The organism is Haemophilus influenzae, assembly GCF_003494325.1.
In the GTDB taxonomy this organism is placed as follows: Bacteria; Pseudomonadota; Gammaproteobacteria; order Enterobacterales; family Pasteurellaceae; genus Haemophilus; species Haemophilus influenzae_I.
In genome coordinates, this window is the sequence record NZ_QQIK01000002.1 from 280826 (window position 1) to 302509 (window position 21684).

At 35.2% G+C, this 21684-nt stretch carries 15 protein-coding genes; 6 read left to right on the top strand and 9 right to left on the bottom strand.

Annotation, left to right across the window (positions count from 1 at the left end; all coding sequences use genetic code 11):
• Nucleotides 1–41 precede the first annotated feature (41 nt).
• The 5 genes from DV356_RS04540 to ttcA all read right to left on the bottom strand — a co-directional run bounded on the left by DV356_RS04540 (nucleotide 42) and on the right by ttcA (nucleotide 7110).
• A complete protein-coding gene (locus DV356_RS04540; RefSeq protein WP_118806589.1) occupies nucleotides 42–2822 on the bottom strand; it encodes a M16 family metallopeptidase in 2781 nt (926 codons plus the stop codon).
• Between the two features lie 103 nt (nucleotides 2823–2925).
• On the bottom strand, nucleotides 2926–5358 hold the full coding sequence (locus tag DV356_RS04545; protein WP_118806590.1) for a TonB-dependent receptor plug domain-containing protein: 2433 nt from the start codon (nucleotides 5356–5358) through the stop codon (nucleotides 2926–2928).
• 162 nt (nucleotides 5359–5520) lie between these two features.
• Nucleotides 5521–5730: a TOBE domain-containing protein gene (locus tag DV356_RS04550; RefSeq protein ID WP_118806591.1), complete on the bottom strand. Its 210-nt coding sequence runs from the start codon at nucleotides 5728–5730 to the stop codon at nucleotides 5521–5523.
• A gap of 107 nt (nucleotides 5731–5837) precedes the next feature.
• Nucleotides 5838–6167, bottom strand: coding sequence for a TusE/DsrC/DsvC family sulfur relay protein (locus DV356_RS04555; RefSeq protein WP_038441149.1), 330 nt, complete (start codon nucleotides 6165–6167; stop codon nucleotides 5838–5840).
• Between the two features lies 1 nt (nucleotide 6168).
• Nucleotides 6169–7110 (bottom strand): tRNA 2-thiocytidine(32) synthetase TtcA, encoded by a 942-nt coding sequence (gene ttcA / locus DV356_RS04560; protein ID WP_118806592.1) that lies wholly within the window; start codon nucleotides 7108–7110, stop codon nucleotides 6169–6171.
• 149 nt (nucleotides 7111–7259) lie between these two features.
• On the opposite strand from ttcA, the gene mukF reads away from it, so the two are divergent.
• The 6 genes from mukF to sbcB all read left to right on the top strand — a co-directional run bounded on the left by mukF (nucleotide 7260) and on the right by sbcB (nucleotide 17300).
• Nucleotides 7260–8594, top strand: coding sequence for a chromosome partition protein MukF (gene mukF / locus DV356_RS04565; RefSeq protein WP_118806593.1), 1335 nt, complete (start codon nucleotides 7260–7262; stop codon nucleotides 8592–8594).
• A gap of 147 nt (nucleotides 8595–8741) precedes the next feature.
• Nucleotides 8742–9476, top strand: a complete 735-nt coding sequence (gene mukE / locus DV356_RS04570; protein ID WP_118806594.1) for a chromosome partition protein MukE — start codon at nucleotides 8742–8744, stop codon at nucleotides 9474–9476.
• Nucleotides 9476–14008, top strand: a complete 4533-nt coding sequence (mukB, locus tag DV356_RS04575; protein WP_118806595.1) for a chromosome partition protein MukB — start codon at nucleotides 9476–9478, stop codon at nucleotides 14006–14008. Before mukE ends, mukB begins: the two co-directional genes overlap by 1 nt.
• A gap of 70 nt (nucleotides 14009–14078) precedes the next feature.
• Complete coding sequence (locus DV356_RS04580; RefSeq protein ID WP_110431874.1) at nucleotides 14079–14987, top strand: DUF5655 domain-containing protein; 909 nt, start codon at nucleotides 14079–14081, stop codon at nucleotides 14985–14987.
• 3 nt (nucleotides 14988–14990) lie between these two features.
• On the top strand, nucleotides 14991–15866 hold the full coding sequence (locus DV356_RS04585) for an EamA/RhaT family transporter (RefSeq protein ID WP_116961865.1): 876 nt from the start codon (nucleotides 14991–14993) through the stop codon (nucleotides 15864–15866).
• A 12-nt stretch (nucleotides 15867–15878) separates the two neighbouring features.
• Entirely contained in the window at nucleotides 15879–17300 is a 1422-nt protein-coding gene (gene sbcB, locus DV356_RS04590) for an exodeoxyribonuclease I (RefSeq protein ID WP_118806596.1), read from the top strand.
• Nucleotides 17301–17991: 691 nt separating this feature from the next.
• Here sbcB and phoR read toward each other — a convergent pair.
• The 4 genes from phoR to pstA all read right to left on the bottom strand — a co-directional run bounded on the left by phoR (nucleotide 17992) and on the right by pstA (nucleotide 21683).
• The gene (gene phoR / locus DV356_RS04595; RefSeq protein ID WP_011961930.1) at nucleotides 17992–19269 is read right to left on the bottom strand and encodes a phosphate regulon sensor histidine kinase PhoR; all 1278 of its coding nucleotides are present in this window, start codon (nucleotides 19267–19269) and stop codon (nucleotides 17992–17994) included.
• Nucleotides 19266–19961 carry a phosphate regulon transcriptional regulator PhoB gene (phoB, locus tag DV356_RS04600; protein WP_005650606.1) on the bottom strand — a complete coding sequence of 232 codons (696 nt, stop codon included), beginning with the start codon at nucleotides 19959–19961 and terminating at the stop codon, nucleotides 19266–19268. Before phoB ends, phoR begins: the two co-directional genes overlap by 4 nt.
• Nucleotides 19962–20057: 96 nt before the next feature.
• On the bottom strand, nucleotides 20058–20825 hold the full coding sequence (gene pstB, locus DV356_RS04605; protein ID WP_005650603.1) for a phosphate ABC transporter ATP-binding protein PstB: 768 nt from the start codon (nucleotides 20823–20825) through the stop codon (nucleotides 20058–20060).
• A 9-nt stretch (nucleotides 20826–20834) separates the two neighbouring features.
• Complete coding sequence (gene pstA / locus DV356_RS04610; RefSeq protein WP_005650601.1) at nucleotides 20835–21683, bottom strand: phosphate ABC transporter permease PstA; 849 nt, start codon at nucleotides 21681–21683, stop codon at nucleotides 20835–20837.
• Nucleotide 21684 lies beyond the last annotated feature (1 nt).

Here is a 21684-nt window from a genome sequence, read left to right on the forward strand (position 1 = left end):
TTTTTTATCTGTTTCAGATCTATTGAGATTTCATTTATTTTCTAATAAGAAGCTGCTTTTAATATGCTGACAAATCTGCCTGATTTTTTTAGGGCTTTTTGCGCCAACGCATCTATTGTGGCTTTTATCGCTAACTGATCTAAATGTTGATAGGTGTAAATAGCATCTGGATTATCTTGTTGCCAGTAACTTTCTTCAATAATCGAAGCAACTGAAACTAAAGAATCAAATTCACGTCGAATCTGAGTATGTTGTTCCGCTAGTTTTTTACGTAATAAATTTTCATCAATGCCATTTTTTACAATATCATCTAGCACCTGATTTGTAAGATGCGTAAGTTCCTCTACACGGTGAGGATCGCAACTAAATTCAATTTTTCCCTCAATTTGTGGTGTATGAACATCTTGCATAAACCAACTATTTACAGAATAAACACCTGAAACTTTTTCACGTAGAATTAAGCGTAATTTTTCTTGCACAATATCTGAAAGAATATTGAATAAATATTTTTGTTCCGCTCGCCAAGTATTATCTGCGGTAAGGTATATTTCTACATCAGCTCTCGGTTCTTTCAAGCCATTCATAATAAATGATTGAGTTGGTGTATGAATAATAGTTGGGACAAAATGACGTATCTGAGTTTTTGATTCAACAGAAGCTAAATAACGTTCCGCCAATTTCTTTACTTGATTAAGTTCAATATCGCCAATAATAAAATAGGTAAAATCTGTTTTATTTAAAATATAACGTTGATAAGCGTTACTTAATTGGTTTTTATCAAATGCTAATTGCTGTGCTTGTTTTTGAGTATAGACAGTTTCAATATTTGGAAAGCGTAGTTTTGAAACGGCTTGCATAAATTGTGTTTCTAAATCAATCTGTTTGAAATAATCACGGGTTTCACGTCGATATTTTTCTAAGGCAAGATTGGATATAGGGGATGAGCGTAATTTTAAGCGGAACAATGTCAGTAAATTTTCCAAATCTTTAGGTTTAGATACACCAGTAAAACCTTGTTTATCATCATCAATCACAGTTGCAATTACCAATGGATCACGCGAAAAAATTTGATTAACCGCAGAAAGAGAAAGTTCTCCAACACCTGTTTCATCAACTACACTAACGGCAGCACGCAATAAGTGATAGTCCTTATCTGGGATAGAACGTAAACCACCTTGAGTAACAGCACGAAAATGTACTTGATTTGGAGTTTTGTCACTATAGTGGTAGATCAATTTACTTCCATTACTTAAACGAAATTCATAAATATCGCCACGATCCCAGTATTTTTCTTGAGAAAGTGAGCCTGTGTTAAATGTTAAGTGCGGTAATTTTTCGAGTTGTTTTTTTTCATCCCATTGATGTTGTTGCATTTTCATTGCATTGTTCCAACGAGTTTCTATTTCTGCTACATCAAAAGGCAAGGCTTTTTGTGGCAAAGGTTGAGTGATTAATAGTAATTTTGCTTTTAATGCTAAGGTTTGATTTAACGTGCGTTGTAAATCAGCTAATGTAATTTGAGATAAAAAACGTTTATTGAGTTCATAACGATCATTTACGCTCAATACCACTTGCTTATTTGCCACAGAAGTAATGAGATCATCGGCAATTTTTAAACTACCAGAACGAATATTTAATTGTTTTTCATTGAGTTGAGTTAAGCGTTTAATCTCGCCGTTTAATTCATTTTGGGTAAAACCTTGTTGTTTTATACTGGCAATAAAGGCAAATAATTTATCTATCGTTTTTGAATATTGTGTATCTATAAGCTGGAGAGAAAAAATGCTTTGTAGCGTTTCTTTACCTAAATGAGTACGATAAAAATTTGCAGAATCTACGCCATTTTCTGTTTCCTTTTCCCATTGCTGTAAACGTAAGTTAAGTAATCGAGTGGTAATTTGCTGAATTAATTCTTGTTTATAACTCGCTAATGTATTGGTTTCAATTGTATTTTCAAAAAAACTTAATTCAATACTCGGAATTGTTGTGCCTTGTTCAGAAATAGAATCTAATCGCCATTTGTTGATAAGAGGAATATTAAAATCAATTTTTTCCAATGTTGTTTTAGTAATTGGGTTTTCTTGGGATAGGTTTTGTTTTAATAGTTTTACTACTTGTTTTGTATCAATATCGCCTACAATAATTACTGACATATTATCTGGTCGATACCATTTGTGGTAAAAATCAGCGACGCGTTTAGCTGAAATTGTTTTAATAATATCCATATCTCCAATTGGATCACGCAATACATAACGAGAACCCGCCATTTCAATAGCACTTTTCTTATTGCCAATACGTAGCATTGGGCTTAAACGTCTCCGCCATTCTTCTTGTACTACGCCACGTTCGCCATCCACATCTTTAGGTAAAAAAGTAATATTATTCATCCATTCATTGATGACATCAAACGCCAATTCTAATTTTTGCTGATTGTTGCTATCTAAATTTAAAGTATAGACTGTATTTTCAAAATCGGTGAAAGCATTAATATCTCGTGCAAATTTCATTCCAAGTTTTTCTAACGTATTAATAATTTGATTTTCTGGATATTTCTTTGAGCCATTAAATGCCATATGTTCAACTAAATGAGCAATGCCTTTTTGATCGTCATCTTCGTGCATTGAGCCTGCATTAATTACTAATCGAATATAAACGCGTTCTTTGGGTTCAGTATTTTTTAATACAAAGTATTGCAAACCATTTGATAGTTTACCGTGCTGAATATTTGGATCAAAAGGTAAATCACTATTGGGCGATAGTTCCAAGGATTGACAAGCAATTAGTGAAAAGATAAGTAAAAAAAGTGCGGTTGTTTTTTTCATTATTTTTACCTAGAAAAAAGAAAACTCTACGCTAAGTAAAACGAGTGTAGAGTAGGGCTGGTGGATATTTCAAAAGCCCACAAGCCCTATACATTGAAGATAATTAGAATTGATAGCCAACTTCTAGCCAAAATTCACGCCCAGGCGTATAAACACCGTATTCATCGCTAATGGAAATAGTAGTGACTTTATTTTTACGTGTTTTATTGAGTACATTTAAAATATCTACTTGCAAATAGACACTATGTTTACCACGAATGGTGGGTTGCCAACGAATGCTACTATCCCATTGTGTATGTCTGCCATAGTGATAGCTACGATAGCGTGGAGGAGCATTGTCGTCATCATTATTTTCATTAATTGGATCATAACGACGAATTGGTGCTTTCATATACACTTTATTTGACCAAGTAATATCGTAATCTGGTATCGTCATATCAATACCTAGACGAGCAATCCAATCTTCCGTGTTACTATTAACTTGTCGTAACATTTCACGATAAGTCATTAATTTACCATCTAAAAAAACACGTTTATTCAGATCAAATTCTTCGCCATCAGCTCGTTTTGTATTTAGCCAATCAAAACCGAGTGATGTTGTCCAATAAGTTTTACCTAATTTCCAAGGTTCAATGTTATTGAGTTGGAAAGTATAAATATCAACACCGAATGGACGCCCATTAATATAAAAACTTTTTGTCGCTTCTTTCTTCAACATAATACGATTCTTATTATCACGATGAATATAACCGAGTTTCAGTGCTAAATTACCTATATTCTGATCAAAGCTTAAGCTTAATTCATCTGCATAAGGCGTTTTAAGGGATGAAAAGTTTTGATGCTGACGTGTTGAATCATCGTTAATCTTTAAGATTCTATTGGCTAATTTTAAAGAAGCAAAAGAACGACCGTAATAACGATTTAAACCTAGTGTAAATCCTGTATCATCCCAAGGGTGATAACGTGCAACAAAGCGCGGGGCGATATTATTATTTTTTAAATAATCATCACGTTCAATGCGAATACCAGGACGCAATTCAAATTTATTCCATTTAATTAAATCTTCAGCATAAGCCACGATATTCTGATAGGTGGTTTTTACACGACCTTTTGATGTTGTGCTATTTGGTAATGGAGTTTTTGTTATAAGGTTTCCGTTTTTATCAAGCATAATTAGGGTTACTTTTTGGTGAACATCTTGTGGACGATAGAATTGATATTTTGTTGCCTGATAAATGCTTCCAATAGAAATAGAATGCTCGGTAGAACCTAAATTAAAAGGATCCATCACATATTCAGTAGAAAAATGCAAATTATCTTGGGTTAAACGGCTATTGCCATATCCGCCTTTTTCGAAATTATACAGTGACTCACCATCTTCATCTAACACCGATGTTGTTTCAACATTATTTGAGGATGATTTACGCTTATCTTTAAAACGATCGTATGCTAAGGTATTTGTCCAAACGCCAGAGTCAAATGAATGCACCCAAGCTAGTGTTGTCCCCAATGCTTGATGATAATCGCTTACATTGTTACCTATATTTTCCTTGAAATATTTCAATTCTTTATAATTTGAATAACGTAAACCGAGTTCAATACGTTCTTTTTCTTGTGGTGTCCAATTGAAATTTAATAAAAGATTATCGGAAAGTCGTTGATGATTTTGCTTATCTAGTTGTGCTTCTGTGGTTGCTGTTTTGTAACCAATCAAACGATTTTGTTCAATAGATGATGTTCTACGGCTATAGCCAAAAACCATTCCTAAATTATCATTTAGTCTTTTTTCAGCCAAAATATTGAATGTTTGTTTATTGTATTTAGGTTGTAACTCTGCCACTCCGATATCATCTGGACGTACCAACTTCAGTATTTTTTGTACTGAGTCTCCAGCTTCCATTTTTGCCCAAGAGGAATTTGTCGTGCGATATTTAAGTTTTATGCTATCAGTGCCACTATATTGTTTCGTTTTAGCGATAACGGCACCACCCATAAAGCCACCTAAGCTAGCAGAAATATTACTATCTTGTACTTCCACTTTAGAAAGCATAGTTGCATCAAAAAAATAAGCTTGAGTATGACTAATTCCTGGCACAACTTGCATAGCACCGTCAAAAATACTGCTATCAATAGCAAGATCATTATTTATATTGACATTATCAACAAAGTAGGCGGTTTGATTTGGATCGGCGCCGTTAATTGAAATATTTTCAGGCTTGATTTCACCACGTTGAAAACCATTTTGGTCGCTATTTTCATAACGAATATGGGGATTGGAACGAAGATAATCAGTGATGTTACCGTTTGATGTAGGCGTTTTACTTATCTCATCAGAAGAAAGAGTTTTAACGGAAGAAAGCGATTTATTATTGTCGCCATAAACAACAATTTCGGGCAATATATTTTTGTTGGTTGTTGGTTGTTGGTTGTTGGTTGTTGGTTGTTGGTTGTTGGTTGTTTCAACAGTTTGCCCCATAATAAATGGACTGACAAATGTTGAGCAGAATAACAACATTAATGGCTTTTTTTGATACATAGTATAGTTCCCTAAAATAAAAGATAGAAATAAGAATGATTATCATTATATTTTTAAAATTTATGAATACAAGGGGAATTCGACTTAAAATAGGTATCAAAGAAATAAAAAAACCGCACTTTTAAAAGTGCGGTTATATTCAATTCTGTTTTATGGAAGAAATTATTCTACCCCAACCATTACAGAAGTTGCTTTGATGATTGCGTATGCTTCTTTATCAACTTCTAAGTTTAATTCTTTAACTGCGGCTAAAGACACAGTTGAAGAAAGCACGTTACCGCCACCGATATCGATGTGAACGATTGCATTTACTGAACCGTTTTCGATTGAAACAACTTTACCTTTTAGTTGGTTTCTTGCACTAATTTTCATAACATTTCCTTGTTAGTTAGGGTTTAAAAGAGCCTGTGTTTTATCTTACAAAAAACAAGTCGTAAATAAACTAAGCGTTTAAAACTTTTAAAAAATTGACCGCACTTTTATAGGCATTTTGCAGGTTTCGGCAAACCTGCTAATTTTGTAGCTTGTTTTGCAGGGCCTTCAGGAAATAAGCGTTGCAAATAACGACTGTTACCTTTATCTGCACCCAGTTTTTCAGCCATGGCTTTTACCAACATTCGGATGGCAGGGGAGGTGTTATATTCTTGATAAAAGTCTCGTACAAAGTAAATCACTTCCCAATGGGCATCTGTTAATTCGATACTTTCCAGCTGTGCAATAGAGCGAGCGACATCTTCGTTCCATTGTTGGCTATTAAGCAAATAACCGTCTTTGTCAGTTTCAACTTCAATTCCATTGATATTCAACATATTAATTTACTTCTTTAAAGTTAATCATTTCGTTGTTTGAAAAATCAGTTTGATCTTCGTCCTCAAATTGCATTGGCGTGATTTGTTCTTCATCAAATGCGGTATCGCCTTCAATGCCATTAATCATTTGTCCGTGTTTGATTCCTTTGAAATCAAATAATTTTGGATCACACATATGTGACAATGTAATGTTTTGCATTGCGCTGAACATAGTTTCTAAGCGTCCTGGGTATTGGTGATCCCAAGTATTAAGCATTTCTTTTACAACTTGGCGTTGAAGATTTGGTTGTGAGCCACATAGATTACAAGGAATAATCGGAAATTCTTTCGCGATAGCATATTTTTCAATGTCTTTTTCTTTGCAGTAAGTAAGCGGACGAATCACAATTTGTTTGCCATCGTCAGAAATTAATTTAGGTGGCATGGATTTCATTTTGCCGCCATAAAACATATTTAAAAATAGTGTCGCTAACATGTCGTCTCGGTGGTGCCCTAAAGCGATTTTGGTTGCACCAAGTTCTGTGGCAGTACGATATAAAATCCCACGGCGTAGGCGAGAGCAGAGTGAACAAGTGGTTTTTCCTTCTGGAATTTTTTCTTTCACAATGCCGTAAGTATTTTCTTGTACAATTTTGTAATTTACGCCAATACTTTCCAAATATTCAGGCAATACGTGTTCTGGAAAACCTGGTTGTTTTTGATCTAGGTTCACCGCAACAATATCAAATTTAATTGGTGCACTTTGCTGTAAATTCAATAAAATATCGAGAAGCGTATAACTGTCTTTGCCTCCAGATAAACACACCATGACTTTATCGCCATCTTCGATCATTCCAAAATCCGCAATGGCGTTGCCTACATTACGGCGAAGACGTTTTTGTAATTTATTGAAATTATAGGTTTGTTTTTTTTCTTGTTGGGCTAACTGGGTTAATTCGCTCATTCTGTTATCTTTAGTTATTAATGAAAGGCGCACATTATACGTGAAAAATAGGAAAAGTGCGGTCAATTCAAAAGAAGATTTTTAAGATCCGCAAAAAATCCTGTATAATCTTTCCAATTTTTTGTTCAATTTTAACGCTTTGCAATTCAATGATTGAAACATCCCAAACTATTCCTGAACTCGTCTCTTGGGCAAAAGATTGCGAGTTTTCTTTGAATTTACCTACCGAGCGCTTGGTTTTCCTGCTGGCGATTGCAATTTATAACAACGAACGTTTAGACGGCGAAATGTTAGAAGCTGATCTTGTGGATATTTTCCGCCACACGATGAATGCTTTTGAGCAATCCACCGATGCCATTGCAACACGAGCGAATAATGCAATTAATGAATTAGTGAAACAACGTTTGTTAAATCGTTTTAGTAGCGAATTTACTGAAGGTTTGGCGATTTATCGTTTAACGCCATTAGGTGTTGGCGTGTCTGATTATTACATTCGTCAGTGTGAATTTTCCGCATTGCGTCTTTCAGTGCAACTTTCCATTGTGGCAGATGAAATTCAACGCGCTTCTGATTCTGCGGAAGAAGGCGTGGAGAATAATGAAAGTGAACATTATTGGCGTCGTAATGTGTTTGCGCCATTAAAATATTCCGTTGCAGAGATTTTTGATAGCATCGATCTTTCACAACGTATCATGGATGAAAATCAGCAAAGTATTAAAAATGAAATTGCAGAGCTTCTTACTAAAGATTGGCAAGCGGCAATTTCTAGCTGTGAACGTTTATTAGATGAAACATCAGGGAATTTACGTGAATTGCAAGATACGCTAAATGCAGCAGGGGATAAACTTCAGGCGCAATTATTGCGTATTCAAGATTGTGTGATTGGGCGTGATGATTTGTATTTTATTGATCAATTAATTACCGATTTACAATCTAAACTTGACCGAATTATTAGTTGGGGACAACAAGCCATAGACTTATGGATTGGTTATGATCGCCATGTGCATAAATTTATTCGCACCGCCATTGATATGGATAAAAATCGCGTGTTCTCACAACGTTTACGTAATTCTATTCATCATTATTTTGATCATCCTTGGTTCTTATGGACAGCGCAAGCTGAGCGTTTAGTTGATCTGCGCGATGAAGAAATGGTGTTGCATGAAGATGATGCTTTAGGTGAATTGCCAGAAGAATTGCAATACGAATCCCTTTCTGATTTACACGATCAAATTGTAGAGCATATGCAAGGATTACTGATTGCTTATCGTGAAAATAACCGTCCGATTGATTTGAGTTTAGTGTTAAAAGAACAACTGGAAAATTACCCACTTTCTCGTCATTTTGATGTGGCTCGAATCATTGTTGATCAAGCAGTGCGTCTTGGTATGGCAAATGATGATTTATCGGGTATTTATCCAGCTTGGCAAGCAATTAATAAACGTGGCGCAGAAGTGCAAGCGCATGTGATTGATAAGTATTGATTTTAAGATAATTTAAAAGCTAATTTCGACGGAATTACTTCTGTTAAATATGCCCAAACCCTCTTTAGCAAAGAGGGCTAGGGAAGATTTGGCAATAATGATTAACGAAGAAAGTAACTGAATAAAGTTTTAATAGAGAAATAACCTATGACAGACAACCTTCAAGATGTAATTTCCCCAAAACTCGCTGTGGCTATTGCAAATCCAATATTTCCAGCGGTGGATAGCCTGTTACGTTCCGGTCGCCATATCAGCACGGAGCATTTAGATAATCACGCCTTTTTAATGGATTTCCAAAATGAATTAGATGGATTTTATCGCCGCTATAACGTGGAACTTATTCGTGCTCCAGAAGGATTTTTCTATCTTCGTCCGAAAGCAACGACATTAATTGCGCGTTCAGTACTTTCTGAGCTGGAAATGCTTGTTGGTAAAGTGCTTTGTTATCTTTATTTAAGCCCAGAACGTTTAGCTCAACAGGGCATTTTCAGTACGCAAGAAGTATATGATGAATTATTAAATCTTGCTGATGAAGGAAAATTATTAAAAACAGTTAATCAGCGTTCAAGTGGTTCTGACTTAGATAAACAAAAATTGGCAGAAAAAGTGCGAGCTGCAATTGGTCGTTTACGTCGTTTAGGTATGATTCAAACTGTTGGCGAACAAAATAGTGGGAAATTTACGATTTCTGAATCTGTATTTCGTTTTGGTGCGGAAGTGCGTAGCGGAGATGATCCATTAGAGGCGCAAGCTCGACTCATTCGTGATGGGGAAGCGGCAACACCTGAATCCTTAGCGTTGGAAAAACAAGCACAATTAATGGAAAACGATGCAGAAAGTGCGGATGAAATTGACGAAGAATTTGACGGAGAACAAGAATAATGTCTGATGTTTTTGAATTAGAAAATGAAATCGAATTAGAGAGCGATGAAGTCATTATGGAAAATGAAAACGTCGAAGAAATCGTTGAAGCACCTATGCCTTTTAGCATGACGGCAAACAATGGTGTAGAGCGTGGTAAATTCCGTTCTTTAACCTTAATTAACTGGAATGGTTTTTTTGCGCGTACTTTTGATTTAGATGAATTAGTTACCACGCTTTCTGGTGGTAACGGTGCAGGTAAATCAACCACAATGGCTGGATTTGTGACCGCATTAATTCCTGATTTGACCCTTTTACATTTCCGTAATACAACAGAAGCTGGCTCCACAGGCGGTTCTCGCGATAAAGGTTTACATGGTAAATTGCGTCCAGGTGTTTGTTACGCGGTATTAGATACCATTAACTCACGTCATCAACGTATTCTTGTCGGTGTGCGTCTGCAGCAAATTGCAGGTCGTGATAAAAAAGTTGATTTAAAAACGTTTTCAATTCAAGGCGTCGAATTATCTCAAAATCCAACCGCACTTTTCACAGAAACCGTGGGCGAACGTCAAGTGCGCGTCCTTAATTTAAACGAACTCAAAGATAAAATTGAAAATATCGGTGCACAATTTAAACAATATCATTCCATCACCGATTATCACGGCATGATGTTCGATTTAGGTATTATTCCGAAACGTTTACGTTCAGCGTCAGACCGAAGCAAATTCTATAAACTTATCGAAGCGTCTTTATACGGTGGTATTTCCAGTGCAATCACACGCTCTTTACGTGATTATTTATTGCCAGAAAATTTAGGTGTGCGCAAAGCTTTCCAAGATATGGAAAGTGCATTGCGTGAGAACCGTATGACTTTAGAAGCGATTAAGGTCACGCAATCAGATCGCAATTTATTTAAACATTTAATTACTGAAACCACTAATTATGTTGCTTCGGATTATATGCGTAATGCGAATGAACGCCGTGGCAATATTGAGGCTGCATTAGAATCTCGTCGCGAGTGGTATAAAGCAAAAGCAGAGCAGAATTTATCTCAACATCGTTTAGTTGATTTAAGTCGAGAAGCGGCTGAATTGGCAGAAAATGAACGTACTTTAGAAGTTGATCACCAAAGTGCGGTTGATCATCTTAACTTAGTGTTAAACGCTTTGCGTCACCAAGAAAAAATCACGCGCTATCAAGAAGATATTGCAGAACTCACCGAGCGTTTAGAAGAACAAAAAATAGTGGTTGAAGATGCGAATGATGCGTTAGAAGAAAGCCAAGCCCAATTTGAGCAAACTGAAATTGAAATTGATGCTGTACGAGCGCAATTAGCAGATTATCAACAAGCATTAGATGCCCAACAAACTCGTGCACTTCAATATCAACAAGCCATTGCTGCTCTTGAAAAAGCGAAAACATTATGTGGTTTAGCGGATTTAAGTGTTAAAAATGTAGAAGATTATCACGCAGAATTTGAAGCTCACGCTGAAAGTTTAACGGAAACCGTGCTTGAGCTTGAGCACAAAATGTCTATTTCTGAAGCAGCAAAATCTCAGTTCGATAAAGCGTATCAATTGGTATGCAAAATTGCAGGGGAAATGCCTCGTTCTGCAGCCTGGGAAAGTGCCAAAGAATTATTACGTGAATATCCAAGCCAAAAATTGCAGGCACAACAAACGCCACAACTTCGCACAAAATTACATGAACTTGAGCAACGTTATGCACAACAACAAAGTGCGGTCAAATTACTTAATGATTTTAATCAACGTGCTAATTTAAGTTTACAAACAGCAGAAGAATTAGAGGATTATCACGCCGAACAAGAAGCGTTAATTGAAGATATTTCAGCAAGACTTTCAGAACAAGTGGAGAACCGTTCTACGCTTCGTCAAAAACGTGAAAATTTAACCGCACTTTATGATGAAAATGCACGTAAAGCGCCAGCATGGCTGACAGCTCAAGCTGCATTGGAACGTCTAGAACAACAAAGTGGTGAGAGGTTTGAACATAGCCAAGATGTGATGAATTTTATGCAATCACAACTTGTGAAAGAACGTGAACTCACGATGCAGCGTGATCAACTTGAACAAAAACGTTTGCATTTAGATGAACAAATTTCTCGTTTAAGTCAGCCAGATGGTTCAGAAGATCCTCGTTTAAATATGTTGGCAGAACGTTTTGGTGGGGTATTGCTTTCAGAGCTTTACGATGATGTAACCATTGAAGATGCGCCTTATTTCTCCGCACTTTATGGGCCTGCGCGTCATGCTATTGTTGTGCGTGATCTCAATGCTGTGCGTGAACAACTTGCGCAATTAGAAGATTGCCCCGATGATTTATATTTAATTGAAGGCGATCCTACCGCATTTGACGACAGCGTATTATCCGCACAAGAACTTGAGCTAGGTGTTGTCGTGCAAGTTTCAGATCGTGAATTACGCTATTCAAGATTTCCTGAAATTCCATTATTTGGGCGTGCAGCACGTGAAAAACGTTTAGAAGAATTACAAATTGAACGTGATGAAGTGGCAGAACAACATGCCCAAATTGCGTTTGATGTACAAAAATGCCAACGTTTACACGAACATTTCAGCCAATTTGTTGGGTTACATTTAGCACTGGCGTTCCAGCCAAATCCAGAAGAGTTAATGTCTGAAATTAATCGCGAACGCAATGAAATTGATCGTGAATTAAACCAATTTAATAGCGGCGAACAACAATTACGCATTCAATTAGATAATGCAAAAGAAAAACTGCAATTACTCAACAAGTTAATTCCACAACTCAATGTATTAGCTGATGAAGATTTAATTGATCGTATTGAAGAATGTCGTGAGCAATTAGATATTGCAGAGCAAGATGAATATTTTATTCGTCAGTATGGCGTAACGTTGTCACAATTAGAACCTATAGCCAATAGTTTACAAAGTGATCCAGAAAATTACGAAGGTTTAAAAAATGAATTAACTCAAGCGATTGAGCGTCAAAAACAAGTTCAACAACGTGTATTTGCGTTAGCTGATGTTGTACAACGTAAACCGCATTTTGGTTATGAAGATGCAGGGCAGGCTGAAACTTCTGAACTCAATGAAAAACTTCGCCAACGTTTAGAACAAATGCAGTCACAGCGAGATACACAACGTGAGCAAGTTCGTCAAAAACAAAGTCAATTTGCTGAATATAATCGCGTATTGATTCAGTTACAAAGTTCTTACGATAGTAAATATCAACTCTTAAATGAATTGATTGGTGAAATTAGCGATCTTGGCGTGAGAGCTGATGATGGTGCTGAAGAACGTGCACGTATCCGTCGTGATGAATTACATCAACAACTTTCAACAAGCCGTCAGCGTCGTTCTTATGTAGAAAAACAACTGACATTAATTGAAAGTGAAGCGGACAACTTAAATCGTCTAATCCGCAAAACTGAACGTGATTACAAAACTCAACGTGAATTAGTTGTAGCAGCGAAAGTGAGTTGGTGTGTGGTTTTACGCTTATCCCGCAACTCTGATATGGAAAAACGCCTCAATCGTCGAGAGCTCGCTTATTTATCTGCAGATGAATTACGTTCAATGTCAGATAAAGCGTTAGGTGCGTTACGTACAGCAGTGGCGGATAATGAATATTTACGTGATAGCCTAAGAGTGTCGGAAGATAGTCGCAAACCTGAAAATAAAGTGTGGTTCTTTATTGCGGTATATCAGCATCTACGTGAACGTATTCGCCAAGACATTATTAAAACGGATGATCCAATTGATGCCATTGAACAAATGGAAATTGAGCTTTCTCGTTTAACGGCTGAATTAACTGGCCGTGAGAAAAAATTGGCGATCAGTTCTGAAAGTGTTGCAAATATTATGCGTAAAACGATTCAGCGTGAACAAAATCGTATTCGTATGCTCAACCAAGGCTTACAAAACATTGCGTTTGGTCAGGTAAAATCTGTTCGTTTGGTAGTGAATATTCGTGATACCCATGCCATGTTGCTGGATGCACTTTCTGGTCAGCAAAATGAATATCAAGATTTATTCAACGACAACCGCATCACCTTCTCTGAAGCTATGGCGAAGCTCTATCAACGCATCAATCCACATATTGATATGGGACAACGCACAGCGCAAACAATTGGTGAAGAATTGTTAGATTACCGTAATTATCTTGAGCTTGAAGTGGAAGTATTCCGTGGTGCTGATGGTTGGTTACGTGCAGAAAGTGGCGCACTTTCTACGGGTGAGGCTATCGGTACAGGTATGTCAATTCTCTTAATGGTTGTTCAAAGTTGGGAAGAAGAAAGCCGTCGAATTCGTGGTAAAGATATTGTGCCTTGTCGCTTGTTGTTCTTAGATGAAGCAGCACGTTTAGATGGTAAATCTATTTCTACCTTATTCGAACTTTGCGAACGTTTAGATATGCAGTTACTTATTGCTGCGCCAGAAAACATTAGCCCGGAAAAAGGTACAACCTATAAACTCGTGCGTAAAATCGCAGGCAACCAAGAGCACGTACACGTTGTTGGTTTACGCGGATTCGGTGCGACAGAATAAAAAATAGAAGGGAAGTGCGGTTGAAAACTTCGGTGTTTTTGACCGCACTTAAGCCTTTAAGGAAGGAATAATGAAAATCTTTACATCAAAAAAAGGACAATTATCACAGCTGAAGCAGCAAAAATTTAAGCTGGAAAAGGATATTCAGCGTTTATTTGAAGAAAATCTTACCTTATTAAGTGGCTATATTTTTATTCGTTCGGAATTTTCTATTAAAAATTCACGTATTGATACCTTAGCTTTTGATCCTGAAGCTCAAGCCTTTGTCATTATTGAATATAAAAGACAACAAAATTCTAGTGTGGTTGATCAAGGGATTTCTTATCTTAATTTGATGCTTGAATATAAAGCTGATTTTATTGTGGAATATAATGAAAAGCAAAAAGTCCCACTTAAAAGAAATGATGTGGATTGGTCACAATCTAAGGTGATTTTTGTTTCACCTGCTTTTAATGATTTCCAAATTCAAGCCACGAATTTTAAAGATTTACCTATTGAATTATGGGAAGTTAATCGTTTTGATAATGATATTATTACGCTCAATATTATTAATAAATCAAAATCAGCACCGAATATTAAAGCTGTTTCTAATGAAAAGAGAGAAGAATTCTCAATATTAAAAGAAATAAAAGTTTATCAAGAATCTGATCACTTAAGTGATAAATCAGATTTTATTCAAGAACTATACGAAGATTTTAAACAAGGCATTTTAAATTTAGATCCTGATATCGAAATTAATACCAGAAAACTTTACATTGCATTCAAAAAAGATCGAAATATTGCAGATATTCGTATCCAACAAAAGAATTTAAAAATTTGGATTAATCTTCCTTATGGAGAGTTAGACGATCCTAAAAATTTAGCAAAAAATGTATCTAATACTGGTCACTGGGGAAATGGAGATTATGAAATCACCATTGAAAGCACCCAATATCTTGAATACATTATGAGTTTAATTAAACAAGCTATTAAGGATTAATAAATGCACAATCTTATTTTTGCCATTCTTTGCAGCGTAGCAGTTTCAGTTTTGCTTAAAATTGCCCGTAAAAAAAATATCATTATTGAACAAGCTATCGCATTCAACTACATTACAGCCATCACTTTCAGTTATTTCTTACTTAAACCTGATTTTAAAGGTTTAGAATTTACTGATTACATTGCACAAAGCGAAAATTCACCCATTTTTTTAGCACTAGGTTTATTGCTACCTAGCGTATTTATTATTATGTCAAAAGCGGTGGAGTTTGCTGGAATTGTACGTTCAGATGCAGCGCAACGTCTTTCGTTATTTCTTCCCATTTTAGCAGCGTTTTTAATTTTTCATGAAACACTAAGCCAATCTAAAATCATTGGCGTTGTATTAGCCTTTATTGGTTTATTTTGTTTATTAACTAAGCCAACTCAAGGGCAAAGTGCGGTGAATTTTAAAGGTGTTTTAGGATTAATCGGCGTCTGGTTTGGTTACGGCATCATTGATATTTTATTCAAACAAGTGGCGAAAAGCGGCGGCGCATTTCCTGCAACATTATTTATTTCCTTCTCGCTGGCAGCCTGCGTTATGTTTATCTATTTATTCTTAAAACGTGCGCAATGGACATCATCAAGTGTAATTGGCGGCATCGTTTTAGGTGTATTGAATTTCTTTAATATTTTATTCTATATAAAAGCCCATCAAAGTTTTGCTGGAAATCCAACGCTTGTTTTCGCTGGAATGAACATTGGCGTGATTTGTTTAGGCACGATAACTGGCGCATTAGTTTTTAAAGAAAAAATTAGCAAGCTAAATTGGATTGGTATTATTTTTAGTTTATCAGCTATTTTCTGCCTATATTATTTAGATAAAATTATTGCGTAAAAGAGAGTAGTCATGGCAAAAGATTTCAGCTTTTTTATTTACGATTATGAAAGTTTTGGTGTAAATCCAGCAACAGATCGCCCTGCGCAATTTGCGGGTATTCGTACAGATGCTGATTTTAATATCATTGGCGAACCAATAATGTTTTATTGTAAACAAACCAACGATTATTTACCGGCTCCTGAAGCCGTAATGGTCACAGGAATTACGCCTCAAGAATGTAATGAAAAGGGGCTTTCAGAGCCTGAATTCGCCGCAAATATCTTAGCAGAATTTTCCCAACCCAATACTTGTGTCATGGGTTATAACAATATTCGCTATGATGATGAAATGACGCGTTATACGTTTTATCGTAATTTTATTGATCCTTATGAATACAGCTGGAAAAATGGGAATTCACGCTGGGATTTGTTAGATTTAGTGCGAGCCTGTTATGCCTTGCGTCCAGAAGGGATTAATTGGGCTTATGACGATGATGGAATGCCAAGTTTCCGCTTAGAAAAACTCACTAAAGCAAATGGTATTGAGCATGAAAATGCTCACGATGCCATGGCGGATGTATATGCAACTATTGCTATGGCGAAATTAATTAAAGAAAAACAACCTAAATTATTCCAATATTTCTTTGAAAATCGCGGTAAAAAAGAAATCGAAAAATTGATTGATACAGGCGCAATGACACCTTTAGTGCATGTTTCTGGAATGCTAGGGAATTATCGTGGAAATTGCACTTGGGTTGCACCTTTAGCTTGGCATCCGACAAATCAAAATGCACTCATTGTTTGTGATTTAACTGGCGATATCGATAATTTATTAGCCAAGAGTGCGGATGAATTACGAGCAGATTTATATACAAAAAAATTGGAATTAGAAGAAAGGGGAGTTTCATCCGTTCCGTTAAAACTTGTGCATATCAATAAATGTCCTATTTTAGCACCAGCTAAAACTTTGTTACCAGAAACAGCAAATCGATTGGGTATTGATCGACAATTATGCTTGGATAATCTTGCAAAATTACGAGCATCTTTTGATATTCGTGAAAAAGTGGCGGATATTTTTAATGAAGAACGTCAATTTGCATCGAATGGTAATGTAGAAACTGAGTTATACAATGGCTTTTTTAGCAATGCTGATAAAAATAATATGGCTATTTTACGTAGTTTACCTGCAGAAAAATTATCTGAACATGGTTTAGCTTTTGAAGATAAACGTATCCTTGAATTATTGTTCCATTATCGCGCTCGTCATTTTTATAAAACCCTCACACGCGCTGAACAAATTAAATGGAAAAAATACCGACAGAATAAACTTGAAAAAAGTGCGGTAGAGTTTGAATCAAGTTTACAACGTTTAGCTGAGGAACATTCAGATAATTCTGAAAAACTATCTTTGCTACAACAAGTATATGAATATGGTATAAAATTACTAGGTTAGTCGATACGTTGTCACATTTTGTCAAAAAGCACGTTTTAATAAAAACGTGCTTTTTTTTGTTGTTTTTCAGGGAAGAAAATATCCAAGAAATTCTCCAGATTTTACGTAGCGTAATCACATAGATTTAAGCTTATTTCACTTTACATTTCCTTTACATTTAAACTCATCCGTTCAATAACTCTATAAAATGACGCGTTACAACGTGTTATCTAGCCTTATTTTGTCTTGTTTTGCTAGTACTTGTAACTTGTGTATAACTCTGTGATTTATTTAATCCGTAGTTTCCGCTAACCCGATAACTAATTTCGCATAATGTATATTATGTTAAATTGCAAAAATGCAAAGTAACTTTAATTATAGGTTATAAAGAGATTATTTCTCCTCTCTTAATTAGTTATACTTAATCAAATAAGATGAACGAGTAAATTAATTTAGAGCCATACTATGACGTTTATTTACAGTGTTCGATTCATGGGTGTGAAAGTACTGCAGCATTTAAAGATTTATGCTTGATTGATAAAGATTTAGGTGATTTAGCAACTGCTACATAATCTAAATAATATAAGTTTAGATGGGTGAAAAACTACCAAACTGTGTTTTTTATGTATCTAAGCTCTCCACTAGCCCACCATTTTCGATTTTCTGATGTGTTATTTACTACCGTGTCAGCTAATACTTGCAACATGTATTATCATTGAATTTCTTTATTATTTTTTGATATGACAAAGCGTTTAGGTATGATAAACGAAAAACTACTACCCTTCGTTTCAGTACTTTCAATATTTAAATGAGAATGATATTGTAATAAAGTATGCTTCACAATAGCTAGTCCTAAACCACTTCCACCAGTTAAATGGCTACGAGATTCATCAACTCTATAAAAACGTTCTGTTAAATGTGGAATATGCTGTGGTGATATGCCAACGCCATTATCTATCACGTTAAATTTAATACCCTGTTCACAAGTTTCCCATTGAATTTGAATATGACACTGTTTACCAGAATGCTTAATAGCATTATAAATTAAATTTGAAACGGCACTTCTTAGTTGAGATTCATTTCCAAAAATAATGATATTAGGCTGAATAATAAATTCAATGTGATGATTATAAGTATTTAATATATCTGTATCTTTTCTTAAAGAATTTATCATGGCTGACATATCAAATGTACGAAAATCCTTATCTGAAGTTGTTTCTATTTTTGCTAAAAAATTAAATTGTTGTAATAGATGTTCCATTCGTTGGCTTTGCTCTTGCATTGCAAAAATAGCCTTTTTTTGTAGAGGGTTCTGAATATTATTATCTGCAAGAATTTCTAAGTAACCTTGTAATACGGTTAATGGAGTACGTAGCTCGTGATTAATATTACTCAAGAATTTTTGGCGTGAATTAAGTAAATGAATCATATCTGTAATATCTCGAGCGATAACTAAAATCATATGAGAATTATAAGCGTGCGACTGCACCTCAATATAACGTTGATTATAAGTTAATAGTACTAACGGTCGTCTTTTTTTTTGACTGAAAAAATAATGTTTAAATTGTTCATAAAAAATAACATCAAAAATATTTTTCTGGACTTTTTTATTCCAGCAAAAATCAAACATCTGTTGTGCAATTGAATTACACCAAGAAATATTACCATTATGCTGACAGATAATAATTGCATCTGGTAAATACTTAATATTTTTATTTATTTGAGATAACAAACGTAAACTTGCACATTTTTCTTTGTAAATTTGATGACGATGGTAGGCTTCAGTTTGAGAGAATGTTCCTAATTGTAATAAAGAGAATTTATTATCTTGCTTTAAATTGAGATATTTGAGTAAACGATATTCATTAATATGATGCCAAGCTAAAATTAATAAAAGTATTATTGCAAACCAAAGAATAAAATCAGAAGTAAATAAGGAGATAATGATTGCCAAATTTATTTCAACAATAAAATTCAATATTTTTTTCATTGTTTATCTCGTAAATAACTAGAAAATCGATAACCAGATCCTCGAACTGTTTGGATGTAATGTTCACATTGAAAAGGGGCTAAATTACGGCGTAAACGGCGAATATAGCTATCAACAGTGCGATATTCAACTTCTAGATCATTATGCCAAATACGATTTAACAATTGTTCTCTAGAATAAACTTTTTCAGGGTGCCTCATAAAAAAATGTAACAATTTAAATTCTGTACTACTTAAATTAATTTCCTGCTGTTGGAAAAACACTCTCTGAGCATTTTCATCAATGGAAAGTTCATCTATTTGTATAAATTGACTTTGTTGTTCATAAATTCTCCTCCATACTGCCTCAATGCGAGCTAATAAAATTTGAGGTGAAAAGGGTTTAGTGATGTAGTCATCAGCCCCTGCATTTAAACAGGCAATACAATCTTCTTCTGTACTTTTAGCTGTGAGCATAATAATGGGAATCGCAGCATAGCTTTCTTGCTTTTTAATATACTGTATAAATTGTATACCTGAACGACCAGGTAGCATCCAATCCAATAATATTAGTTTAGGATTTTCTTTTATCTTGTTTATCGCTGTTTTGAAATCGCTCGCTTCAATCACATCATAGTATTTTTGAGATAAAAACAGTGCGATCATTTCACGGATTGCACATTCATCTTCAACTATCAGAATTTTTCTCGTCATAATACTCCTTCATTTGATTTATGGCATAAAAGTGAAGTGAGAAATAATACATTCTCACCAAACTTTTACTTTTTAATAAGAGAGAGCTCAGAATAACTACCCCATTTTACCACGAATATAATCTTCTGTACGTTGTATCTTGGGTCTATCAAAAATTTGTTGTGTTTGACCAAATTCAACTAATTCACCCAAATACATAAATGCCGTATAGTCGGAGCAACGTGTAGCTTGTTGCATATTATGAGTTACTATAACCACAGTATAATCTTGTTTTAACTCCGTAATGAGTTCTTCAATTTTCATAGTCGAAATAGGATCTAATGCCGAACAAGGTTCATCTAACAACAACACACTAGGTTTAATAGCAATCCCTCGAGCAATGCACAAGCGTTGCTGTTGTCCGCCAGATAAACTATCTCCGCTTTTATGTAATTTATCTTTCACTTCATTCCAAAGAGCGGCCTTAGTCAATGCCCATTCTACTCGTTCATTCATCTTTTCTTTTGATAATTTTTCAAACAAACGAACACCGAATGCAATATTATCATAAATCGACATTGGAAATGGCGTTGGTTTTTGGAAAACCATACCAACCTTAGCACGAATCAGAGAAATATCCATCTTTGTTGTGAGTAAATTTTCACCGTCTAAATTAATTTCACCAGTAGCTTTTTGATTTGGATATAGTTCAAACATCCGATTAAAACTCCGCAATAAAGTAGATTTACCGCAACCTGAAGGACCAATAAAGGCGGTCACTTTATTCTTAGCGATACGTAAATTAATGTTTTTTAATGCATGAAAATCCTCATAGTAGAAATTTAGATTTTGCACAGCTATTTTGGTTTCTTGTAGACTAATCATATTGCCTCATTATTTTTTATGTTGAAAGAAGAGTCGAGTGAAAATGTTTAAGCAAAGCACAAATAATGTTATTAGAGCTGCACCTGCCCAAGCTAGATTATTCCAATCTGTAAAAGGACTTGCTGCATATTGATAAATAACTACAGGTAAATTTGCGATAGGTTCATTCATATTCCAAGATAGAAATTGATTAGACAGAGCGGTAAATAATAGCGGTGCAGTTTCTCCTGAAATTCGGGCAACTGCTAATAGCACGCCAGTTAAAATCCCTGATTTAGCTGCTCGATAACAAATCATCATAATAACTTGCCATTGAGAGCAACCAAGAGCTGCCGCTGCTTCACGTAAATTATTTGGTACAAGTAATAACATATTGTCCGTAGTGCGTACCACGATAGGAATAAGCAATAAAGCTAATGCGAATGCTCCAGCCCACCCTGAAAAATGCTCGATTTTTGATACATATAAGCTGTAAACAAACAAACCAATAATAATAGAAGGGGCAGAAAGAAGAATATCATTAAGAAAACGGGTAATTTGTGCGAAACGGCTATAACGACCATATTCTGCCAAATACGTTCCTGCCAATACCCCTATAGGCGTGCCTATCAATGTACCCGCACCGACAATAAAAAACGAACCAATCAGTGCATTTAACAATCCCCCTTTTTCATTAGGGGCAGGGGTAGATTGTGTGAATAAATCAATTGATAAAGCTGGAATGCCTTTGGTAATTAGAGTGAATAATATCCAACACAACCAAAATAAGCCGATAATTACTGAAATATAGGAAAGCCCTAACATTAATTTATTGTGTGTTTTACGCCAATAAAAACGCAAGTTTTGATTAGTTTTCATC